The organism is Zavarzinella formosa DSM 19928 (assembly GCF_000255705.1).
Classification (GTDB): domain Bacteria; phylum Planctomycetota; class Planctomycetia; order Gemmatales; family Gemmataceae; genus Zavarzinella; species Zavarzinella formosa.
In genome coordinates this window covers 151,608-169,185 of record NZ_JH636444.1, presented here as the reverse complement: position 1 = coordinate 169,185, position 17,578 = coordinate 151,608, and the positions used below count along the sequence as shown (strand labels likewise).

The following is a 17,578-nucleotide window of genomic DNA, read 5'->3' as shown; positions in this document are numbered from 1 at the left end:
AAAACCGGCCAATTCTCGCCAGTTCAGAACATAATTTGCCCACTCACTCGGCTGAAAGGCCGAGCGACTTGCGGACCCAGCCACGCCATTGCTCCGGGGGAATCTTGCCAATGATCGCCTTCCACTCCTCGTCGGAAGCCTTGATGGCTTGATCGGCCGGTTCCTTGCCGGAGATAATCCCCTCAAGGTGGGGACGCAAGACCATGCGAAGTTCTCGTTCGTTCGGTGTGCGCAATCGTGTCCGGTAATTTTGCGCCCCCAAACCGAGGTTGTCCCGGAGGGAACCGGTCAGTCGGTCGGTCTCGCTTGTCGTGAGTTGATATCCCAACCAGCGCGGCCGGACACGGGCCTCAATTTGCGAAGCCCGGTAAGGTCCCGCCCCCCAATTCGTGGCGGCGATCAGATCAAGTGATTGATGGTCGGGCATGCCGGCATCGGTCCAGAAATTCCACGCGGCATCCGGCCGGTCGTATTTGGCGGAGACGACGCCAATTCGCCCGCCCCAGCCCAAATAAGGAACTCGGTTGATATTCCCCCCCGGCACAAGTTTGCTTTCCCCTTTGTCGATCGTGCGGGTAACGCCTGGCAAAGGCAGAATCCCGATTCTCCCGGCCACTTCGGAATCCAATCTCGCGAGATCCCGCAAGGTCGCAAAACCAAATGTCGCCCCGTGTTTGTTGAAACTTTCCACCGGGTCCGCGCCCGATGTCATGAGAGGGGTCAGTTGCTGCATCACCTTTCCGGCCTCCAAAAAGGCCGGATCGCCCAACCGGGATTTCCCGGTGGCCGGGTCAAAGTGAAAACTGAAGAAATCGTCATGAACCATCGTTCCCGAGGGAAGACGATTGATGGCGAGCTTGTCGAAACTGGCGGCGAGAGAAAAGAACAAGGCTTCGCGGGCTTCCGCTGTCGCCGGCCAACTGGCCATGCCCTTGTTCGGAGCCACGGCCGCCTGACGGAGAAGTTCATCCCATGTTCGCGGAGGCGTGCCGGGCTGGCCGTTTTTGCCCGTGAAATGATCCGTCCGATACGCAAGCACCATCCCTTCGCCGATCACCGGAACCGCATGGGTTTTGTTCTTCCACCCGCACAATCGCGATGAATTTACGATGAAGATATCATCCCATCGATAAGGGTGGGTGGGGACGAGATATTCGCCCGGAAGTTCCGCGAGTTTTCCGGCCTCGGCCATTCGGGGAAGCTCGGCCGGGGAGATCAAAAACAGGTCGGCCTTCTCGTCATCCAAAATGTCGGAAACGATCACCGTCGCGTGATGACGGTTGGCCCAACTTCTCGCAAGATCCCGCAGAATCGGGAGATCCGAGCTATCGGAAGCAGCCACCCTCAATGTGAGATTTTCATACGGCCGCTCGGGGCTGACATCGATTGTGCTGGGACGATCCGCACAACCTCCCAAGGCAAGCAGCATCAGGATGAAGACCGGAGCAAAGATCTGCGGTCTTGCAAAAACACGGCTGGTTTCCGGCGGATTCTGTTGCATCGCCCTCAAACCTGTGGTTAAATTTCCTGATACGACTCTCGCCACACGTATATTATTACAGCAAGCAGTTTTTGTTTTGCCTTTCTGTCGGCAGTTGAAATTTGAAAAATCGACGATCACAAGTATCTCTCCTGGGGGATTCCATCCACTTGAGAATCTCTTCTCTTTCTTGTGCCACGTCGTCCGACTGCCGTACCAAGGATCTGGTACAAAAATAGCGTTTGGGAGAATCTATGAAGCTGAGTTTGGTGGTCGCTCAGGGCGTACACAGCGGCAAATCGATTCCGATTACCGTTCCGGATTTCGTCATTGGCAGGGATCCCCAATGCCAGCTTCGGCCCGCCTCCCCGGCCGTGAGCAAGCAACATTGCGGCATCGCCCAGCGAGACGGCAAGGTGTTTGTCCGTGATTGCGGCAGCACCAACGGCACCTTCGTTAATGACGAACAAGTTGGCGGGGACCGCGAAGTGCAAAACGGTGACAAGTTAAAGGTCGGCCCGCTGGAGTTTGTGATCCGGCTCGAAGTGTCGGTCACTGTCAAGCCGGCCCCGAAGAAGGCTCCTTCGACCAACGACACCGTGTTGAACGAAGCCACGCTGATCGAAGCCCCGAAACTGGCTCCCAAAACTTCCGAACCTGTCCAGCCGAAAGCGGCCCCCAAAGCGCCCGAACCCGTTCAACCGACGCCGCCCGCCCCGGCTGTCGCCTCTGGTGAATCCGGCGAAGATGAGGATTCGCTGGCCGCCATGATGCTCGGAATGGATGACGGCCCCTCCACGGCGACGCCAACCATCGGCGCTTTCAACCCCGATTCCACGACGGTGATGGAAATGCCGGCTCTCGGGGCCAAACCGGCCGAGGCTGCTCCCAAGGAAGAAAAGAAGAAAGCGAACACCCAAGACAGTTCAAACGCCGCCGCCGAACTGCTTTCCAAGTACATGCGTCGTCCGCGAACCTAATACTCTTCCCATCGTTGGCAATCAATCGCCCCGTTTTTTGCACCATTGATCACTCCCGCCGATCGTCGTCGATTGCTCCGCTGGTTCCGGAGCAATCACCGTCCCATGCCTTGGCGTGAAAACCGAGATCCCTACCGGATCTGGGTGAGTGAGGTGATGCTTCAACAAACCACGGTGGCCACCGTCACTCCGCGATTTGCGGAGTTCATCTCCCGGTTTCCAACACTGCGATCCCTTGCCGAGGCCGACGAGCAAGTCGTCCTGAAGTCTTGGGAGGGGCTCGGCTATTATTCCCGCGCCAGAAACCTGCACCGGGCCGCCAAAATCCTGACCGAACAATTCGGCGATGACATCCCCGATGATCCGGCCGTCTGGGCCGATCTTCCCGGCGTGGGGCGTTACATTCTCGGGGCGGTTTTGTCCCAAGCCTTCGACCGCCGATTACCCGTTGTGGAAGCCAATACCCGCCGGGTGTTGGCGAGGCTGGGAGCCAATCGCACGGAACTGACAACGCCCGAGATGCAAAAGTGGCTTTGGCAAACCGCCACGGACATGCTGCCGCGCCAGCACATCGGGGACTTCAATCAGGCGATGATGGAGCTGGGAGCCACCGTCTGCACCGTCCGCGAACCCGATTGCCCCAACTGTCCTCTTCGGGCGAGTTGTCAGTCATTCCTCAATGGTTTACAAAATGAAATCCCGGTGATTGCCGGGAAAACCGTCACCGAACAGGTGCTGGAAGCCTGCGCCGTGATTCGCTGGAAAAACCGGGTATTCCTGCGCCAGCGAGGCGACACGGGCCGGTGGGCGAAGATGTGGGAATTCCCGACTCGTGAATATGCCCGGCCTGCCGATCCGGTCGCCGTCGCTTCTGATCTGACGGGTGAATTAAAGATGCCGCCCGGCGAAACGGGTTCTGTCCTCATGACCCTGCGGTATTCGGTCACTCGCTTTCGTATCCAGATGACGTGCGTGGAGATCACCCTTTCGGAAAATCCGGCCGACGCAGTGTATGATGACAATGGCCGATGGGTTTCGCTTGAAGAGTTGTCCGCGTATCCGGTCCGCTCATCGCAGCGCACTCTTGCCGAAGCCCTGATCCGACCGCTTCAACGCGAGTTGTTCTAAACATGAAACGACCACATTTCATCATGCGCCGCCTCGTTCGCCCGGTTGTCTTCATGGCGGTTGCCCTGCTGCTCTTGCCGGGAGGATGCGAGTCGGGAACGCCCGGCCGACGAGTCGGCGATATTTGCCCGGACATCTCCGGGGACACCCATGATTCCAAGCTCATCCGGGTGTCGGATTTCAAAGGCAAAGTGGTGTTGGTGGACTTCTGGGCCACTTGGTGCGGGCCGTGCAAGATGACTTTTCCCGAACAGCGACGCAAGGTCTTGGAAACTTACGCCAATCGTCCTTTTGTGGTGGTGGGTGTCGTTCAGGAAGACGCCCAGATTGTCCAAGAATTCCTTCGAGTCAACAAGCTTCCCTGGAGCAACATCGTCGATCCCTATTCTCGGATCGGAAAGCAATGGAATATCGAATCACTTCCGAATTATATTCTAATCGATCACGAAGGCGTGATTCGTTTGCGACGGGAGGGGGGTGGAAATCTCTCGGCCCTATGGGAAGAAGTGGAAACACTCGTCCAAGCCGCTGAGAAAAAGTGAGACGAATCGCTTTCAACTCCTCTCTCGTTTCTGGCTCTCCCGACCCGGATCAAATATCAAAGACGCGATGAACGCCGACTGGCTGGACTTCGACCTTCCCCCCGAATTAATCGCCCAGCATCCCTGCCCGGAACGGGATGGCTCCCGGTTGCTGGTCATCGACCGGGCCGCCGCCACGTTTGAGCATCGGACCTTTCGTGATCTCCCTTTGCTTCTCCGGGCCAATGATCTTATGGTGGCAAACGACACGCGAGTGATCCCCGCCCGAGTGATCGGGTGCCGCGAGAAAACAGGCGGCCGGTGGGAAGGGCTTTTTCTCCGGGAAACCCCCGAAGGTCTTTGGGAAATGCTCGCGCAAACCCGCGGCAAACCGGAGACGGGCGAATCCATCGTGATCGAACCCGGCCGGTTTTCACTCATCCTGCGAGGCCGGGCGGGCGAGCGCTGGCTGGCCGAACCATCCCCCCCTGCTCCGGCCGTTGAATTGTTAAACACCTTCGGCCATATCCCACTGCCGCCATACATCCGCAAGGGAGTTGACGAACCTGACGACCGGGAACGGTATCAGACGATCTTTGCCGCCCGACAAGGATCGGTGGCCGCCCCGACGGCCGGGTTGCACTTCACTCCGGAACTTTTGGAAGAATTGCGGAAAAAGGGAATCGAACAGGCAAAGGTCACTTTGCATGTGGGTCTTGGCACATTCGCACCAATCAAAACGGAAGACCCGACCAAACACGAAATGCACTCGGAATGGGGAAGCGTCCCGGAGTCAACCGTGGACGCCATCAATCATTGCCGGAGTCGCGGCGGCCGGGTGATTGCCATTGGCACCACCGCCACGCGTGCTTTGGAATCGGCCGCCAGCAGCGGAAAACTTCAGCCTTGGACCGGGGAAACTCGCATATTCATCCACCCTCCGCATCAGTTTCGGGCCATTGACGGACTAATCACCAACTTCCATTTGCCCCGGACGACGCTTCTCCTGCTGGTCGCAGCTTTGTGTGGCGAAGACACATTGAAACGGGCTTACGCGGAGGCCATTCGACAACGATATCGGTTCTTCAGCTATGGGGATGCCATGCTGATTTTGTGAATTTCACCGTGAGGTCTGACCCCTTCGGAATCAACTTTCACGAGAAACACCCCGAAAAAACTCGTGATCCATTTTTTGGAATCGGGCGAATCGAATCGCTTTGTAGGACAATTGACCTACAACGAACAAATGGAACCAACACAACGCCGACTTTCGGGTCGCAAACGTCAGGATTCCCTGAAAACTCTTTCCAAACCGGAGGGTTCCCCCGGCGGCCTCTCTTTTCGAGAGCGCATCACCCATGATGCCAGCCTCACGGGCCATCATCTTTGTGCCTGGACGAAACGTCTTGGCATCACCCCGGTCGAGTTCTCCTCCCTGACCGGCCTCTCCGGTCCCGCGCTTCAACCCCTGTTCTTGTCCACCCGACCGACCGACTGGGCCGGGGCGGGACTGCTCGCCAAAACCTACTGTCCGGCGTATGCCGATCAGATGTTGGTGACCGGTTGCATCGCCCATGCCTGCCGGATCGGCATCAACCTTCATGGCGAACCCATCGGCCCCCCGCTGGCGGTGGTGCGGATTGCCGTGGCGACCACTCTTCGATGTGTGCCGCCGGATCGGGCTTGGGAGAAAGGCGGACCGGCCGGCGAAGCCGTTCCCTCGCGGTTCGCATCCAAGTTGGTGAAAAAAGGGGGCTGGCCATACCGGACCACTCCGGTCTCGGAAGAAGAGGCCGCCCACGACCGGGGCAACCAGCCGCAGGATGTGGTGCATGTTCCCCGCAATATGCTCGAATATCTGGAAGATATTCTGGGAGCCACTCGCGGCGCCTACGGTCGTTTTGACTTGTGATGCCGGCCAGACGGGACGAAAAACAGGGACGGGAGCGAACGTGAGCGAACCGACGGATCGGCAACTGTTCCGCGAAGCCCTTGGAGCCAGACTTCGGGCCGCGAGACTTGCCGGAGGCATGTCCTACGGGGACATGGAGGCCGCGACGGGCATCAGCCGGGGTGATGTGCGAAAATACGAAGTCGGCCGGACGGAACCGGGGGCTTGGAAACTTTGCCTGATGGCCAAAGCCCTGAACACCACAATGGACGGGCTTGCGGGTTTGTGATTCACTTTGCTCAATCGGCACAAAATCACTTTGCCTGATTTTCAATCCATTGATCTCTGACTTGTCGGTCCCGTCAACAAGAATGGCCGGCATTTCCTCCTTGGAAACGCCGGCCATTTTCGTTGACCCAAAACCAATCGGCCAACGCTTACGAAACTGTCACCGTGAACGTCATGTCAGTGGTCAGACCGCCCTTGTCGGTGGCCCGGACCGTGATGGTTGCCGAGCCGGTCTGACCCGCGACGGCCGCCACCGTCAACCGATTATGCACGATGCTTGTCGTCACCACCGCCGTGTTGGTGTTGTTCACAATCGAATACGTCAGGACTTCCGGCTGGCTCACAATGGTGGCGCTGGTGATCGCCGCATAGTTCGCCAGCGTGGTGTCCGTCGGGAAGTTCGTGCCGGTGTAGTTCTTCAACGGGATGCTGTCGAAAACTCCCTGCTCGGAGGGGGGCAAGGCGGTCGCCGCGGATTCATCTTGGGTGGCAATCGCGGCCAGTGTGTTCAACACGGTTTGGTCGGCGGCACCGGACACCTTGCCAAACACGGTGAAACCACCGTTTTGAGTGTCGAGATTCGATGAATTGTCCGCCAGGTTGAAGAAGAACTGATCGGTGGCGCTGTTCGGATCGCCACCGAGTTTCGCCATCGCAATCGTCCCCGTCACATTGGAACGATTCGTGGCATCAGGTTCATTTTGCACCGCCGGATCGGTGGGAATTTGAGCGATCGTCGATACGCCGCCGGTGTTGTCGTAAGTGAAACCGCCCCCTTGCAGAACGAAACCCGCCACGGAACGATGGAAAATGGAGTTGTTGTATTTGCCATCGTTGATGTAATTCAGGAAGTTGGCCACGGTCTGCGGAGCATCTTTGTCATCCAGATCGATGTTCACATCACCCGCACTGGTGGTCAATTTCACTTTGGTGCTGCCGAGGTTCGCGTCGGTGAATTCGCCCGCGAGATCGATGGTGTCGCTGGATGTTGTCGAGGACAGGGCGACAGGAGCCTGCTGATTGGCAATGGTCGGCGCCACGTTTGTCGTGCTTGTGCTGGTTCCCGTCAGTGTTCCCGTCGCCTGACTCGTCGCCGTGCCCGTTCCCGCCTTGATCGTGTAAGTGTTCGATCCCGTCGCAACGGCCACGCCGGAGAAGGTATAAGCCCCCGAGGAATCCGAGGTCGTCGTCGCCCCGGTTTCGACGAGTGTCACCAGCGTGGACGGCGACGTGACGCCCTTGATGACTGTCGTCGTCTCGCTGGTGCTTCCTGTCGTGATTTGGGTTGTCCCCGCCGCGTCGAAGAACGTCACCGTCGGAGTCGTCGGCGTTGTGGTCGCGGCGGTTCCGGTCAATGTCCCGACGGCTTGACTGGTGTTCGTCCCCGTGCCCGCCTTGATCGTGTAAGTGTTCGACCCGGTGGCCACCGGCACGGCGTTGAACGTATAGGCCCCGGTGGAATCCGAGACTGTTGTTGCTCCCGTTTCCACAATCGTGAGAGCGGTGTTCGGCGACGTGGTCCCCTTGATGACCGTCGTCGTTTCCGCCGTCGTGCCCGTTGTGATTTGCGTCGTCCCCGTCGCGTTGAAGAAAGTCACTGTCGGAGTCGTCGGCGTTGTGGTCGCAGCGGTTCCGGTCAATGTCCCGACGGCTTGACTGGTCGCCGTGCCCGTGCCCGCCTTGATCGTGTAAGTGTTCGATCCCGTCGCAACGGCCACCCCCGAGAAGGTGTAAGCCCCGGCGGAATCTGAAGTCGTCGTGGCTCCGGTTTCCACCAACGTCACCAACGTGGACGGCGACGTGACACCCTTGATGACCGTTGTCGTTTCCGCCGTCGTGCCCGTCGTGATCTGCGTCGTGCCCGCCGCGTTGAAGAACGTCACCGTCGGAGTCGTCGGAGCTGTCGTCGAACCGGTTCCCGTCAGCGTTCCCGTCGCCTGGCTCGTCGCCGACCCCGTGCCTGCTTTGATCGTGTACGTGTTCGACCCATTCACCACTGGCACGGCGGTGAACGTGTAGGCTCCGGTGGAATCCGAAGTCGTCGTCGCCCCCGTTTCCACAATCGTGACGGCGGTGTTCGGCGACGTGATCCCCTTGATGACCGTCGTCGTTTCGCTGGTGCTTCCCGTCGTGATCTGCGTTGTGCCCGCGGCGTTGAAGAACGTCACTGTCGGCGTTGTCGGGGCGGCGGCTTGCCGGACGATGCTCACCGTCGTCTGACTGGTGGCCGGGTCGGCGCCGGCGACAATCGTGAACACATTGGAACCAACGTTAACCGGGACGGCGGCAAAGGAATAAGCGCCTGCGGAATCCGAGGTCGTCGTATCCCCCGTTTCAACAAGCGTCACCGGGGTGTTTGCAGACGTTGTTCCCTTGATTTCAGTCGTCGCCTCCGTGGTGGTTCCGCTGGTGAGTTCCGTGGTTCCGGCGGCATTAAAGAACAATGCGGTCGGCGAGACGGGGATATTACCGGAGGACTCCGTGCCGGTGAGCGTCGCGACGACTTGACTGGTCGTTCCGTCGGTCCCGGTCGCCTGAATTGTGTATTTGTTCGATCCAACCGCCACGGGAACATTCGTGAACGAATAAGCCCCCGAATCGTCCGAGGTCGTGCTGTCCGAGGTTTCGATGAGCGTCAACATCGTGTTGGGCGTGGTCACCCCCTTGATCACCGTCGTGCTTTCGCTCGTTGACGATCCCGTCAATTGGGTGTCGCCGGCCGCGTTAAAGAACACCGCCGTGGGAGTTGTCGGCGTGTTGGAGGTGGCTGTCCCGGTGAGGGTCGCGGTGGTCTGGCGGGTGGTGCCGTCGTCGCCCGTTGCTTGAATTGTGTAAGTGTTGGAGCCGACGATCACCGGGACGCTGGAGAACGAATAGGCCCCGGTGTCATCCGCCGTGGTCGTGTCTCCGGTTTGCGTCAGCGTCACGGCGGCATTGGCGGTGGTGACCCCGTTGATCGTGACAGTTCCCTCGTTCGTCGTGGCGCCGGTGAGTTGCGTGTCGCCGGCCGCGTTGAAAAACACCACCGTGGGAGCCGTCGGCGTGGAGGACGTGGCTGTCCCGGTGAGAGTTTTAACGGCCTGACTGGTGGCCGTTCCCACCCCTGCCTTGATCGTATAAGTGTTGGAGCCGACGATCACCGGGACGCCGGAGAACGAATAGGCTCCCGTGTCGTCGGAAACGGTGTTCGCCCCTGTTTCGACGATGACCAGATTGGTGTCCGGAGAGGTGACCCCGTTGATCGTGACGGTTCCCTCGCTGGTCGTCGTGCCGGTGAGTTGCGTGTCCCCGGCGGCATTGAAGAAGACGATGGTCGGCGTGGTCGGGGCAGTCGTGGAACTCGCTCCGTTGAGGGTGGCCGAGGTCTGGCTCGTCGCCGTGCCCGTTCCCGCCTTGATCGTGTAAGTGTTCGACCCGGCCACAACCAGCACGTCGTTGAAACTGTACGCTCCGCTGGAATCCGAAGTAGTGGTGTCTCCGGTTTCCACCAGCGTGACGGGAGTGTTGGCCGAGGTGACGCCCTTGATCACCGTCGTCGCTTCGGTTGTGCTTCCCGTGGTCAGTTGGGTGGTTCCGGTCGCGTTGAAGAACGTCACCGTCGGGGTGATTGGCGCCGTCGGATTGGAAGCGGTTCCTGTGAGAGTTCCAACAGCCTGACTGGTGGCCGTTCCGGTGCCTGCCTTGATGGTGTAAGTGTTCGATCCGTTCACCACGGCCACGCCCGAGAAGGTGTACGCCCCGGTGGAATCCGAAGTCGTCGTCGCTCCGGTTTCCACCAACGTCACCAACGTGGACGGCGACGTGACGCCCTTGATGACCGTTGTCGTTTCCACCGTCGTGCCCGTCGTGATCTGCGTCGTGCCCGCCGCGTTGAAGAACGTCACCGTCGGCGTCGTCGGAGCCGTCGTCGAACCGGTGCCCGTCAGCGTTGCGCTGGTCTGGCTTGTCAACGTGCCCGTGCCCGCCTTGACCGTGTAGGTGTTCGACCCGTTCACCACCGGCACGGCATTGAACGTATACGCCCCGGTGGAATCCGAGGTCGTCGTCGCCCCTGTCTGCACTATCGTGACGGCGGTGTTCGGCGACGTGACCCCCTTGATAACCGTCGTTGTTTCTGCCGTCGTACCCGTCGTGATCTGAGTGGTGCCCGCCGCATTGAAGAACGTCACGGTCGGCGTTGTCGGCGTTGTGGCGGTTCCCGTGAGGGTTCCAACAGCCTGGCTTGTCGCCGTCCCAGTCCCCGCCTTGATCGTGTACGTGTTCGATCCGTTCGCCACCGGCACGGCCGTGAAGCTATAGGCCCCGGTGGAATCCGAGGTTGTCGTCGCTCCGGTTTCAACCAAGGTCACGAGGGTCGTCGGCGACGTGGTCCCCTTAATGACGGTTGTCGTTTCGGCCGTCGTGCCCGTTGTGATCTGGGTTGTGCCCGCCGCGTTGAAGAACGTCACCGTCGGCGTCGTCGGCGTCGTGGTCGAAACGGTCCCGGTCAGCGTTCCGGTGGCCTGACTCGTCAGCGTCCCCGCGCCCGCCTTAATCGTGAATGTGTTCGTGCCAATGACAATCGGCACGCCCGTGAAGACATATGCTCCGGTGGAATCCGAAGTCGTCGTGGCGCCCGTTTCGACAATCGTCACCGGAGTGTTCGGCGACGTGACGCCCTTGATCACCGTATTGGTCTGACTGGTCGCCCCCGTGGTGATCTGAATAGCCCCGCCTTGGTAGAAGAAGGTCACCGTGGGGGTGGTCGGAGCGGTGGCCGGGGCGGTTCCGGTCAATGTCCCGACGGCCTGACTGGTGGCCGTTCCGGTGCCTGCCTTGATCGTGTAGGTGTTCGATCCGTTCACCACCGGCACGGCCGTGAATGTGTAGGCCCCGGTAGAACCCGAGGTCGTCGTCGCCCCCGTTTCCACAATCGTGACGGCGGTGTTCGGAGACGTGACACCCTTGATGACCGTTGTCGTCTCGCTGGTGCTTCCTGTCGTGATCTGGGTTGTGCCTGCGGCGTTGAAGAACGTTACTGTCGGAGTCGTGGGAGCTGTGGTCGTGGCGGTTCCCGTGAGGGTTCCCGTGGCTTGGCTCGTCGCCGTCCCCGTGCCCGCCTTGATCGTATACGTGTTCGATCCGTTCACCACCGGCACGGCAGTGAACGTGTACGCCCCGGTGGAATCCGAGGTCGTCGTCGCCCCTGTCTGCACAATCGTTACGGCGGTGTTCGGCGATGTGACGCCCTTGATGACCGTCGTCGTTTCCGCTGTCGTGCCCGTCGTGATCTGCGTCGTCCCCGCCGCGTTGAAGAACGTCACTGTCGGCGTCGTCGGCGTTGTGGCCGAGGAGGTTCCCGTCAACGTCGCCGTCGTCTGACTCGTGGCCGGGTCGGTGCCCGCGACAACGGTGTATGTGTTGGAACCAGCCGCCACCGGCACGGCGGTGAAGCTATACACACCCGTCGAATCCGAAGTCGTCGTGTCTCCTGTTTCCTCCAACATCACCGGTGTGTTGGGAGTGGTGGCGCCCTTGATGGTCGTCGTGCTTTCGGTGGTGCTTCCCGTGGTCAGTTGGGTGGTTCCGGCCGCGTTGAAGAAGACAACGGTCGGAGACAACGGCGTATTCACGGTGGCCGTGGTCCCCATGAGTGTGGCCTTCGCCTGGCTGGTGGTTCCGTCCGTCCCCATCGCCTGCACCGTGAACGTGTTGGTTCCGACCGTCACCGGCACATCAGAGAACGAATAAGCCCCCGTGGAATCCGAAGTGGTGCTGTCCGAGGTTTCGACCAGCGTCACCGGTGTGTTGGGACTGGTGACGCCCTTGATGACCGTTGTGCTTTCACTCGTCGTCGCGCCGGTCAATTGGGTGTCGCCAGCCGCGTTAAAGAAGGTGATGGTCGGTGTCGTCGGCGTCGCGGACGTGGCCGTGCCGGTCAGCGTGGCAATGGTCTGGCTGGTGGTTTCGTCCGATCCCGTCGCCCGCACCGTGTATGTGTTGGACCCGACGATCACCGGAACATCGGAGAATGAATACGCCCCGGTGGAATCCGAAGTCGTCGTTCCCCCGGTTTGAACCAGTTTGACACTGACGTTGGGCGAGGTCACCCCCTTGATGGTGGTGGTTCCTTCGTTGGTCGTCGTGCCGGTGAGTTGGGTAGTTCCGGCGGCGTTGAAGAACACCACCGTGGGCGCCGTCGGCGTGTTCGCCGTGGCCGTGCCCGTCAATGTTCCGACGGCCTGACTGGTGGCCCCGCCCGTTCCCGCCTTGACCGTATAAGTGTTGGTTCCGACAACCACGGGAACACTGGCGAACAAATACGCCCCGGTGTTATCCGAGGTCGTCGTGGCCCCCGTTTCCACAATCGTCACGTCAGTGTTCGGAGAGGTCGCCCCCTTGATGGTGACGGTGGCTTCGTTCGTCGTGGCTCCGGTCAGTTGGGTGGTTCCGGCCGCGTTGAAGAAGAAGATGGTCGGCGTGGTCGGGGCCGTGACCGCAGCGGTTCCGGTGAGCGTGGCCGAGGACTGGCTCGTCAACGTTCCCGTGCCCGCCTTGACCGTATAGGTGTTAGAGCCGCTTGTGACCGGAACGGCATTGAATGTGTAAATCCCGTTGGTATCCGAAGTCGTTGTGGCCCCTGTTTCCACAAGCGTCACGGCCGTGTTGGGCGAGGTGGCCCCCTTGATGACTGTCGTCGTTTCGCTGGTGCTTCCGCCGGTCAGCTGACTGGTACCGGCGGCGTTGAAGAAAACAATGGTCGGGGAGAGCGGTGCGGTGCCCGGGGCGGTTCCCGTGAGGGTTCCAACAGCCTGACTGGTGGCCGTTCCGGTGCCCGCCTTGATGGTGTAGGTGTTCGATCCCGTCGCCACCGCAACACCCGAGAACGTATAAGCCCCGGTGGAATCCGAGGTCGTCGTGGCCCCGGTTTCGACCAATGTCACCAACGTGGACGGTGACGTGACGCCCTTGATGACCGTTGTCGTCTCGCTGGTGCTTCCTGTCGTGATTTGGGTTGTCCCCGCCGCGTTGAAGAACGTCACGGTCGGCGTTGTCGGCGTCGTGGTCGAACCGGTTCCCGTCAGCGTTGCGCTGGTCTGGCTTGTCAGCGTCCCCGTGCCCGCCTTGACCGTATAGGTGTTCGACCCGTTCACCACCGGCACGGCATTGAAGGTGTAGGCCCCCGTGGAATCCGAGGTCGTCGTCGCCCCCGTTTCCACAATCGTCACGGCGGTGTTCGGAGACGTGATCCCCTTGATGACCGTCGTGCTTTCTGCCGTCGTACCACTGGTGATCTGGGTTGTGCCCGCGGCGTTGAAGAAGGTCACCGTCGGTGTCGTCGGAGCCGTCGTCGCGGCAGTTCCGGTGAGGGTTCCGACAGCTTGGCTGGTGGACGCTCCCGTGCCCGCCTTGATCGTGTATGTGTTCGTGCCATTCACCACCGGCACGGCCGAGAACGTGTACGCCCCGGTGGAATCCGAGGTTGTCGTCGCCCCGGTCTCCAGAATCGTGACAGCGGTGTTCGGGGAGGTGACCCCCTTGATGGTCGTCGTGCTTTCCGCCGTCGTGCCCGTCGTGATCTGCGTCGTCCCCGCCGCGTTGAAGAACGTCACCGTCGGCGTCGTCGGGGCGGCCGTCGTTCCGACCAAAGTCGCCGTCGTCTGGTTGGTGTTCGGGTCGGTGCCCGCAACCACCGTGTACGTGTTCGTGCCACTCACCACCGGCACGGCCGTGAAGCTATACGCCCCCGTCGAATCCGAGGTTGTCGTCGCCCCCGTTTCTTCAAGCATCACCGAAGTGTTCGGCGAGGTGACCCCCTTGATGGTCGTCGTGCTTTCCGTGGTGCTTCCTGCGGTCAGCTGGGTGGTTCCGGCCGCGTTGAAGAACGTCACCGTCGGCGACAACGGCGCATTGACGGCGGCCTGTGTCCCCGTGAGTGTGGCTACCGCCTGGCTGGTCGTGCCGTCCGTTCCCGTCGCCTGCACCGTGAACTTATTGGTCCCCGCCACCACCGGCACGGCCGAGAACGTATACGCCCCCGTCGAATCCGACGTCGTGGTGTTCGAGGTTCCAACCAACGTGACCGTCGTATTGGGGCTGGTGACACCCTTGATGGTCGTCGTGCTTTCGCTGGTGCTGCCCGTGGTGATTTGCGTGTCGCCCGCCGCGTTGAAGAACGTGATCGTCGGCGTCGTCGGGGTCGCCGACGTGGCCGTCCCCGTCAGCGTGCCGATGGTCTGGCTGGTCGTGCCGTCCGTTCCCGTCGCCTGAACGGTGTATGTGTTTGAACCCACGATCACCGGGACATTCGAGAACGAATAGGCCCCCGTCGAATCCGACGTCGTCGTGTCACCGGTCTGGACCAGCTTGACTGAGACATTGGGCGAGGTCACCCCCTTGATGGTGGTGGTTCCCTCGCTGGTGCTGCCCGTGGTGATTTGTGTGTCACCCGCCGCGTTGAAGAACGTGACCGTCGGCGCTGTCGGCGTTGAGGACGTGGCCGTCCCCGTCAACGTGCCGACCGTCTGGCTGGTGGCCGTCCCCGTTCCAGCCTTCACCGTGTACGTGTTGGTTCCCACCACCACCGGCACGGCCGAGAACGTGTACGCCCCCGTGGAATCCGAGGTCGCCGTCGCCCCGGTTTCCACAATCGTCACGGCGGTGTTCGGCGAGGTTGTTCCCTTGATGGTGACGGTGGCTTCGCTCGTCGTGGCTCCGGTCAGTTGGGTGGTTCCGGCCGCGTTGAAGAAGGTGATGGTCGGGGCGGTCGGGGCGGTGGTGGTGGTTCCGATGAGCGTGGCCACTGTCTGGTTCGTCAACGCGCCCGAGCTTGCCTTGACCGTGTATGTGTTGGAGCCGCTTGCGACAGGCACGGCATTGAACGTGTACGCCCCGGTGGAATTCGATGTCGTCTTGGCTCCCGTTTCCACAATTGTCACGACCGTGTTGGGCGAAGTGACGCCCTTGATGACTGTCGTTGATTCGGTTGTGCTTCCGCCGGTCAGTTGGGTGGTTCCGGCCGCGTTGAAGAAGACAACTGTCGGGGCGAGCGGCGTTGTGGCCAGCGCTGTTCCGGTGATGGTTCCCGCGGCCTGGCTGGTGTTCGAGCCCGTGCCCGCCTTGATCGTGTAGGTGTTCGAGCCGTTCGCGACGGGAACCGCCGAGAAGGTGTAGGCCCCGGTGGAATCCGAGGTCGTCGTCGCCCCTGTTTCGACGAGTGTCACCAACGTAGACGGAGACGTGATCCCCTTGATGACCGTCGTCGTCTCGCTCGTGCTCCCCGTCGTGATCTGCGTCGTCCCCGCCGCATTGAAGAACGTCACCGTCGGCGTTGTCGGCGTCGTGGTCGAGGAGGTTCCCGTCAACGTTCCGGTGGCCTGGCTGGTGTTCGTTCCCGTGCCCGCCTTGATCGTGTACGTGTTCGAGCCGGTGGCCACGGCCACGCCGGTGAAGCTATAGGCCCCGGTGGAATCCGAGGTTGTTGTCACGCCGGTTTCGACAAGCGTCACGGTCGTGTTGGGCGAGGTGACACCCTTGATGACGGTTGTTGTTTCAGCCGTCGTGCCTGTCGTGATCTGCGTCGTCCCCGCCGCGTTGAAGAACGTCACCGTCGGAGTCGTCGGCGTGGTTGTGGTGGAGCCCGGAACATCGGGATACACGGGCGTGCGGGTGGAACCAACGATGGCGCTTGTGCGATACGACGAGGTGAGAAAACTCTGCAAGGAGATCCCGCCGGTGGTGGCGTTGATCGTGCTAAAGGCGGTGTCGCCGGTGACAGTGGCCGCGGCGCCGCTCAGATCCGTGTTGGCCGTGTCGGTGGAAGCCACTCGGGACGATGGCAGGAACACGCCCTTTGCGGGGGCGGTTGCCGTGATCGTCAGCGTGGCCGACTGCCCGACATCAAGGGTTCCGATGGTCCATGTCTTGGAGGCCGAATCGTATCCGGTCCCGCTGGCTGACACGAATGTCAGAGAGTCCAGATTGACGGCGGCGGCCACGGAATCGACCGACCGTTCGCCGGTGTTTTTCACCACATAGGTGATGGCCACCTGGCCGCCGGGCTTCACTCTCGCCGTGTTGACGGTTTGCGTCAGCGTGAGGATCTCGGGTTTGATGTCCGCGAAATTGAAGTTTGTGGAAGTCGCGGCGGTCGAGGTGAGGTCAATCCCGGTGAATGTGCCGTTGGCCGTCGAGGCCGCGGCCGGGGTGCCGTTTTGGAGCGTTCCTCGAGCAAAGCCGGTCTTCGGTGTTTCGGCGATGGAATAAGTGCCGGGGGTCAGATTGGTGAACGAGTAGATGCCGTTCGTGTCCGTGGTGGCCGTCATCGCCGTGATGGCCGATCCCGTGAGCGATGAAGTGCCGTTGAGCGTGACCGTCACTCCGGCGATGCCGGCTTCCCCGGTGTCTTGGGTGCCGTTGCCGTTCACATCATCGTAAACGATGCCGCCCGTTGACAGGTTGTTTGGCACTTCGCCGAACAAATACCCGGTGGCGTCTTGTGAGGCGGTCAGGGTGATACTGGTGACGGAATTCGCGGTTCCGGCCGTGCCCGCCGCCGTGCCGGCCGTGGCTTTGCCAGCCGCCGTGCCAGTGGGAGTCACCACCGTCAACGCATAGGTGCCTGCCGCCAATCCGGTGACGCTGAAATTCCCGGACGCATCGGTCGTGGCCGACGCGGGGGTGGTCAGCGTGCCCCCGGTGACCGTGACCGCCACGCCCGAGAGGACGGAGTCCGGTCCGTTCAGGGTTCCGCTGTTGTCAAAGTCCTTGAAAACATTCCCCGAGATGGAGGCGGGAACTTCCCTGTGTTCCAGTGATTCGATTTTCAATGAGCGACGCAGGGAAGAGGCCGACGTTTGGCGGGGAGAGCGGCTGAGCAACCAAGCGGACCATGTCATGATTCACCTGAGGTGATGTTCGAAGACGGGCACAAAAGGACTGACCGAGGGTTCGGCTGGCTATCCAGCCATCTTTGCGCATCTTATCCCGATGGTCAACGCCAGTCAGCAGATGTGGCACGCCGACAGACGGTTCTGATTCCAATGAGAGGGGATATTCGTGTTGCACGAGAACTGATTTTTCGGGATGTGTGGATGAGCAAGCGGCTTCGCCAACCTTTAGGCATCAGTATGACAATTCACACGTCTGATGAGAAGATGGGAAGACTCTCATATTTGGGTGAACACAGCCCTTGAATTGGCGTCGGAGTGGAAAATGAATTCGGCTAAGGCGTAAAATCCGCAAAATTCGATTGCCGAAATGTGCTTTTCATAACCAAACTGGGAATTACCATTGCCAGCAATACCCAATT

8 protein-coding genes are annotated in these 17,578 nt (G+C 60.7%); 6 read left to right on the top strand and 2 right to left on the bottom strand.

Annotated elements, in window-relative coordinates; all coding sequences use genetic code 11:
• Positions 1 to 43 precede the first annotated feature (43 nt).
• Positions 44 to 1,501 carry an ABC transporter substrate-binding protein gene (locus BGIM_RS0129555; protein WP_020473298.1) on the bottom strand — a complete coding sequence of 486 codons (1,458 nt, stop codon included), beginning with the start codon at positions 1,499 to 1,501 and terminating at the stop codon, positions 44 to 46.
• A 233-nt stretch (positions 1,502 to 1,734) separates the two neighbouring features.
• Here BGIM_RS0129555 and BGIM_RS58500 point away from each other — a divergent pair, with 233 nt between their 5' ends.
• From BGIM_RS58500 to BGIM_RS63410, 6 genes are all read left to right on the top strand, one after another.
• A complete protein-coding gene (locus tag BGIM_RS58500; RefSeq protein ID WP_020473297.1) occupies positions 1,735 to 2,460 on the top strand; it encodes an FHA domain-containing protein in 726 nt (241 codons plus the stop codon).
• Positions 2,461 to 2,505: 45 nt separating this feature from the next.
• The gene (mutY, locus tag BGIM_RS0129545; RefSeq protein WP_029630818.1) at positions 2,506 to 3,588 is read left to right on the top strand and encodes an A/G-specific adenine glycosylase; all 1,083 of its coding nucleotides are present in this window, start codon (positions 2,506 to 2,508) and stop codon (positions 3,586 to 3,588) included.
• A 2-nt stretch (positions 3,589 to 3,590) separates the two neighbouring features.
• Positions 3,591 to 4,130: a TlpA family protein disulfide reductase gene (locus tag BGIM_RS0129540; RefSeq protein ID WP_020473295.1), complete on the top strand. Its 540-nt coding sequence runs from the start codon at positions 3,591 to 3,593 to the stop codon at positions 4,128 to 4,130.
• A 67-nt stretch (positions 4,131 to 4,197) separates the two neighbouring features.
• Entirely contained in the window at positions 4,198 to 5,226 is a 1,029-nt protein-coding gene (gene queA, locus BGIM_RS0129535; RefSeq protein ID WP_020473294.1) for a tRNA preQ1(34) S-adenosylmethionine ribosyltransferase-isomerase QueA, read from the top strand.
• A gap of 63 nt (positions 5,227 to 5,289) precedes the next feature.
• Positions 5,290 to 6,021 carry a hypothetical protein gene (locus BGIM_RS0129530; RefSeq protein ID WP_020473293.1) on the top strand — a complete coding sequence of 244 codons (732 nt, stop codon included), beginning with the start codon at positions 5,290 to 5,292 and terminating at the stop codon, positions 6,019 to 6,021.
• A 40-nt stretch (positions 6,022 to 6,061) separates the two neighbouring features.
• Entirely contained in the window at positions 6,062 to 6,289 is a 228-nt protein-coding gene (locus BGIM_RS63410; RefSeq protein ID WP_020473292.1) for a helix-turn-helix domain-containing protein, read from the top strand.
• Between the two features lie 148 nt (positions 6,290 to 6,437).
• Here BGIM_RS63410 and BGIM_RS0129520 read toward each other — a convergent pair whose 3' ends face one another.
• The gene (locus BGIM_RS0129520; protein ID WP_020473291.1) at positions 6,438 to 17,165 is read right to left on the bottom strand and encodes a peptidylprolyl isomerase; all 10,728 of its coding nucleotides are present in this window, start codon (positions 17,163 to 17,165) and stop codon (positions 6,438 to 6,440) included.
• Positions 17,166 to 17,578 lie beyond the last annotated feature (413 nt).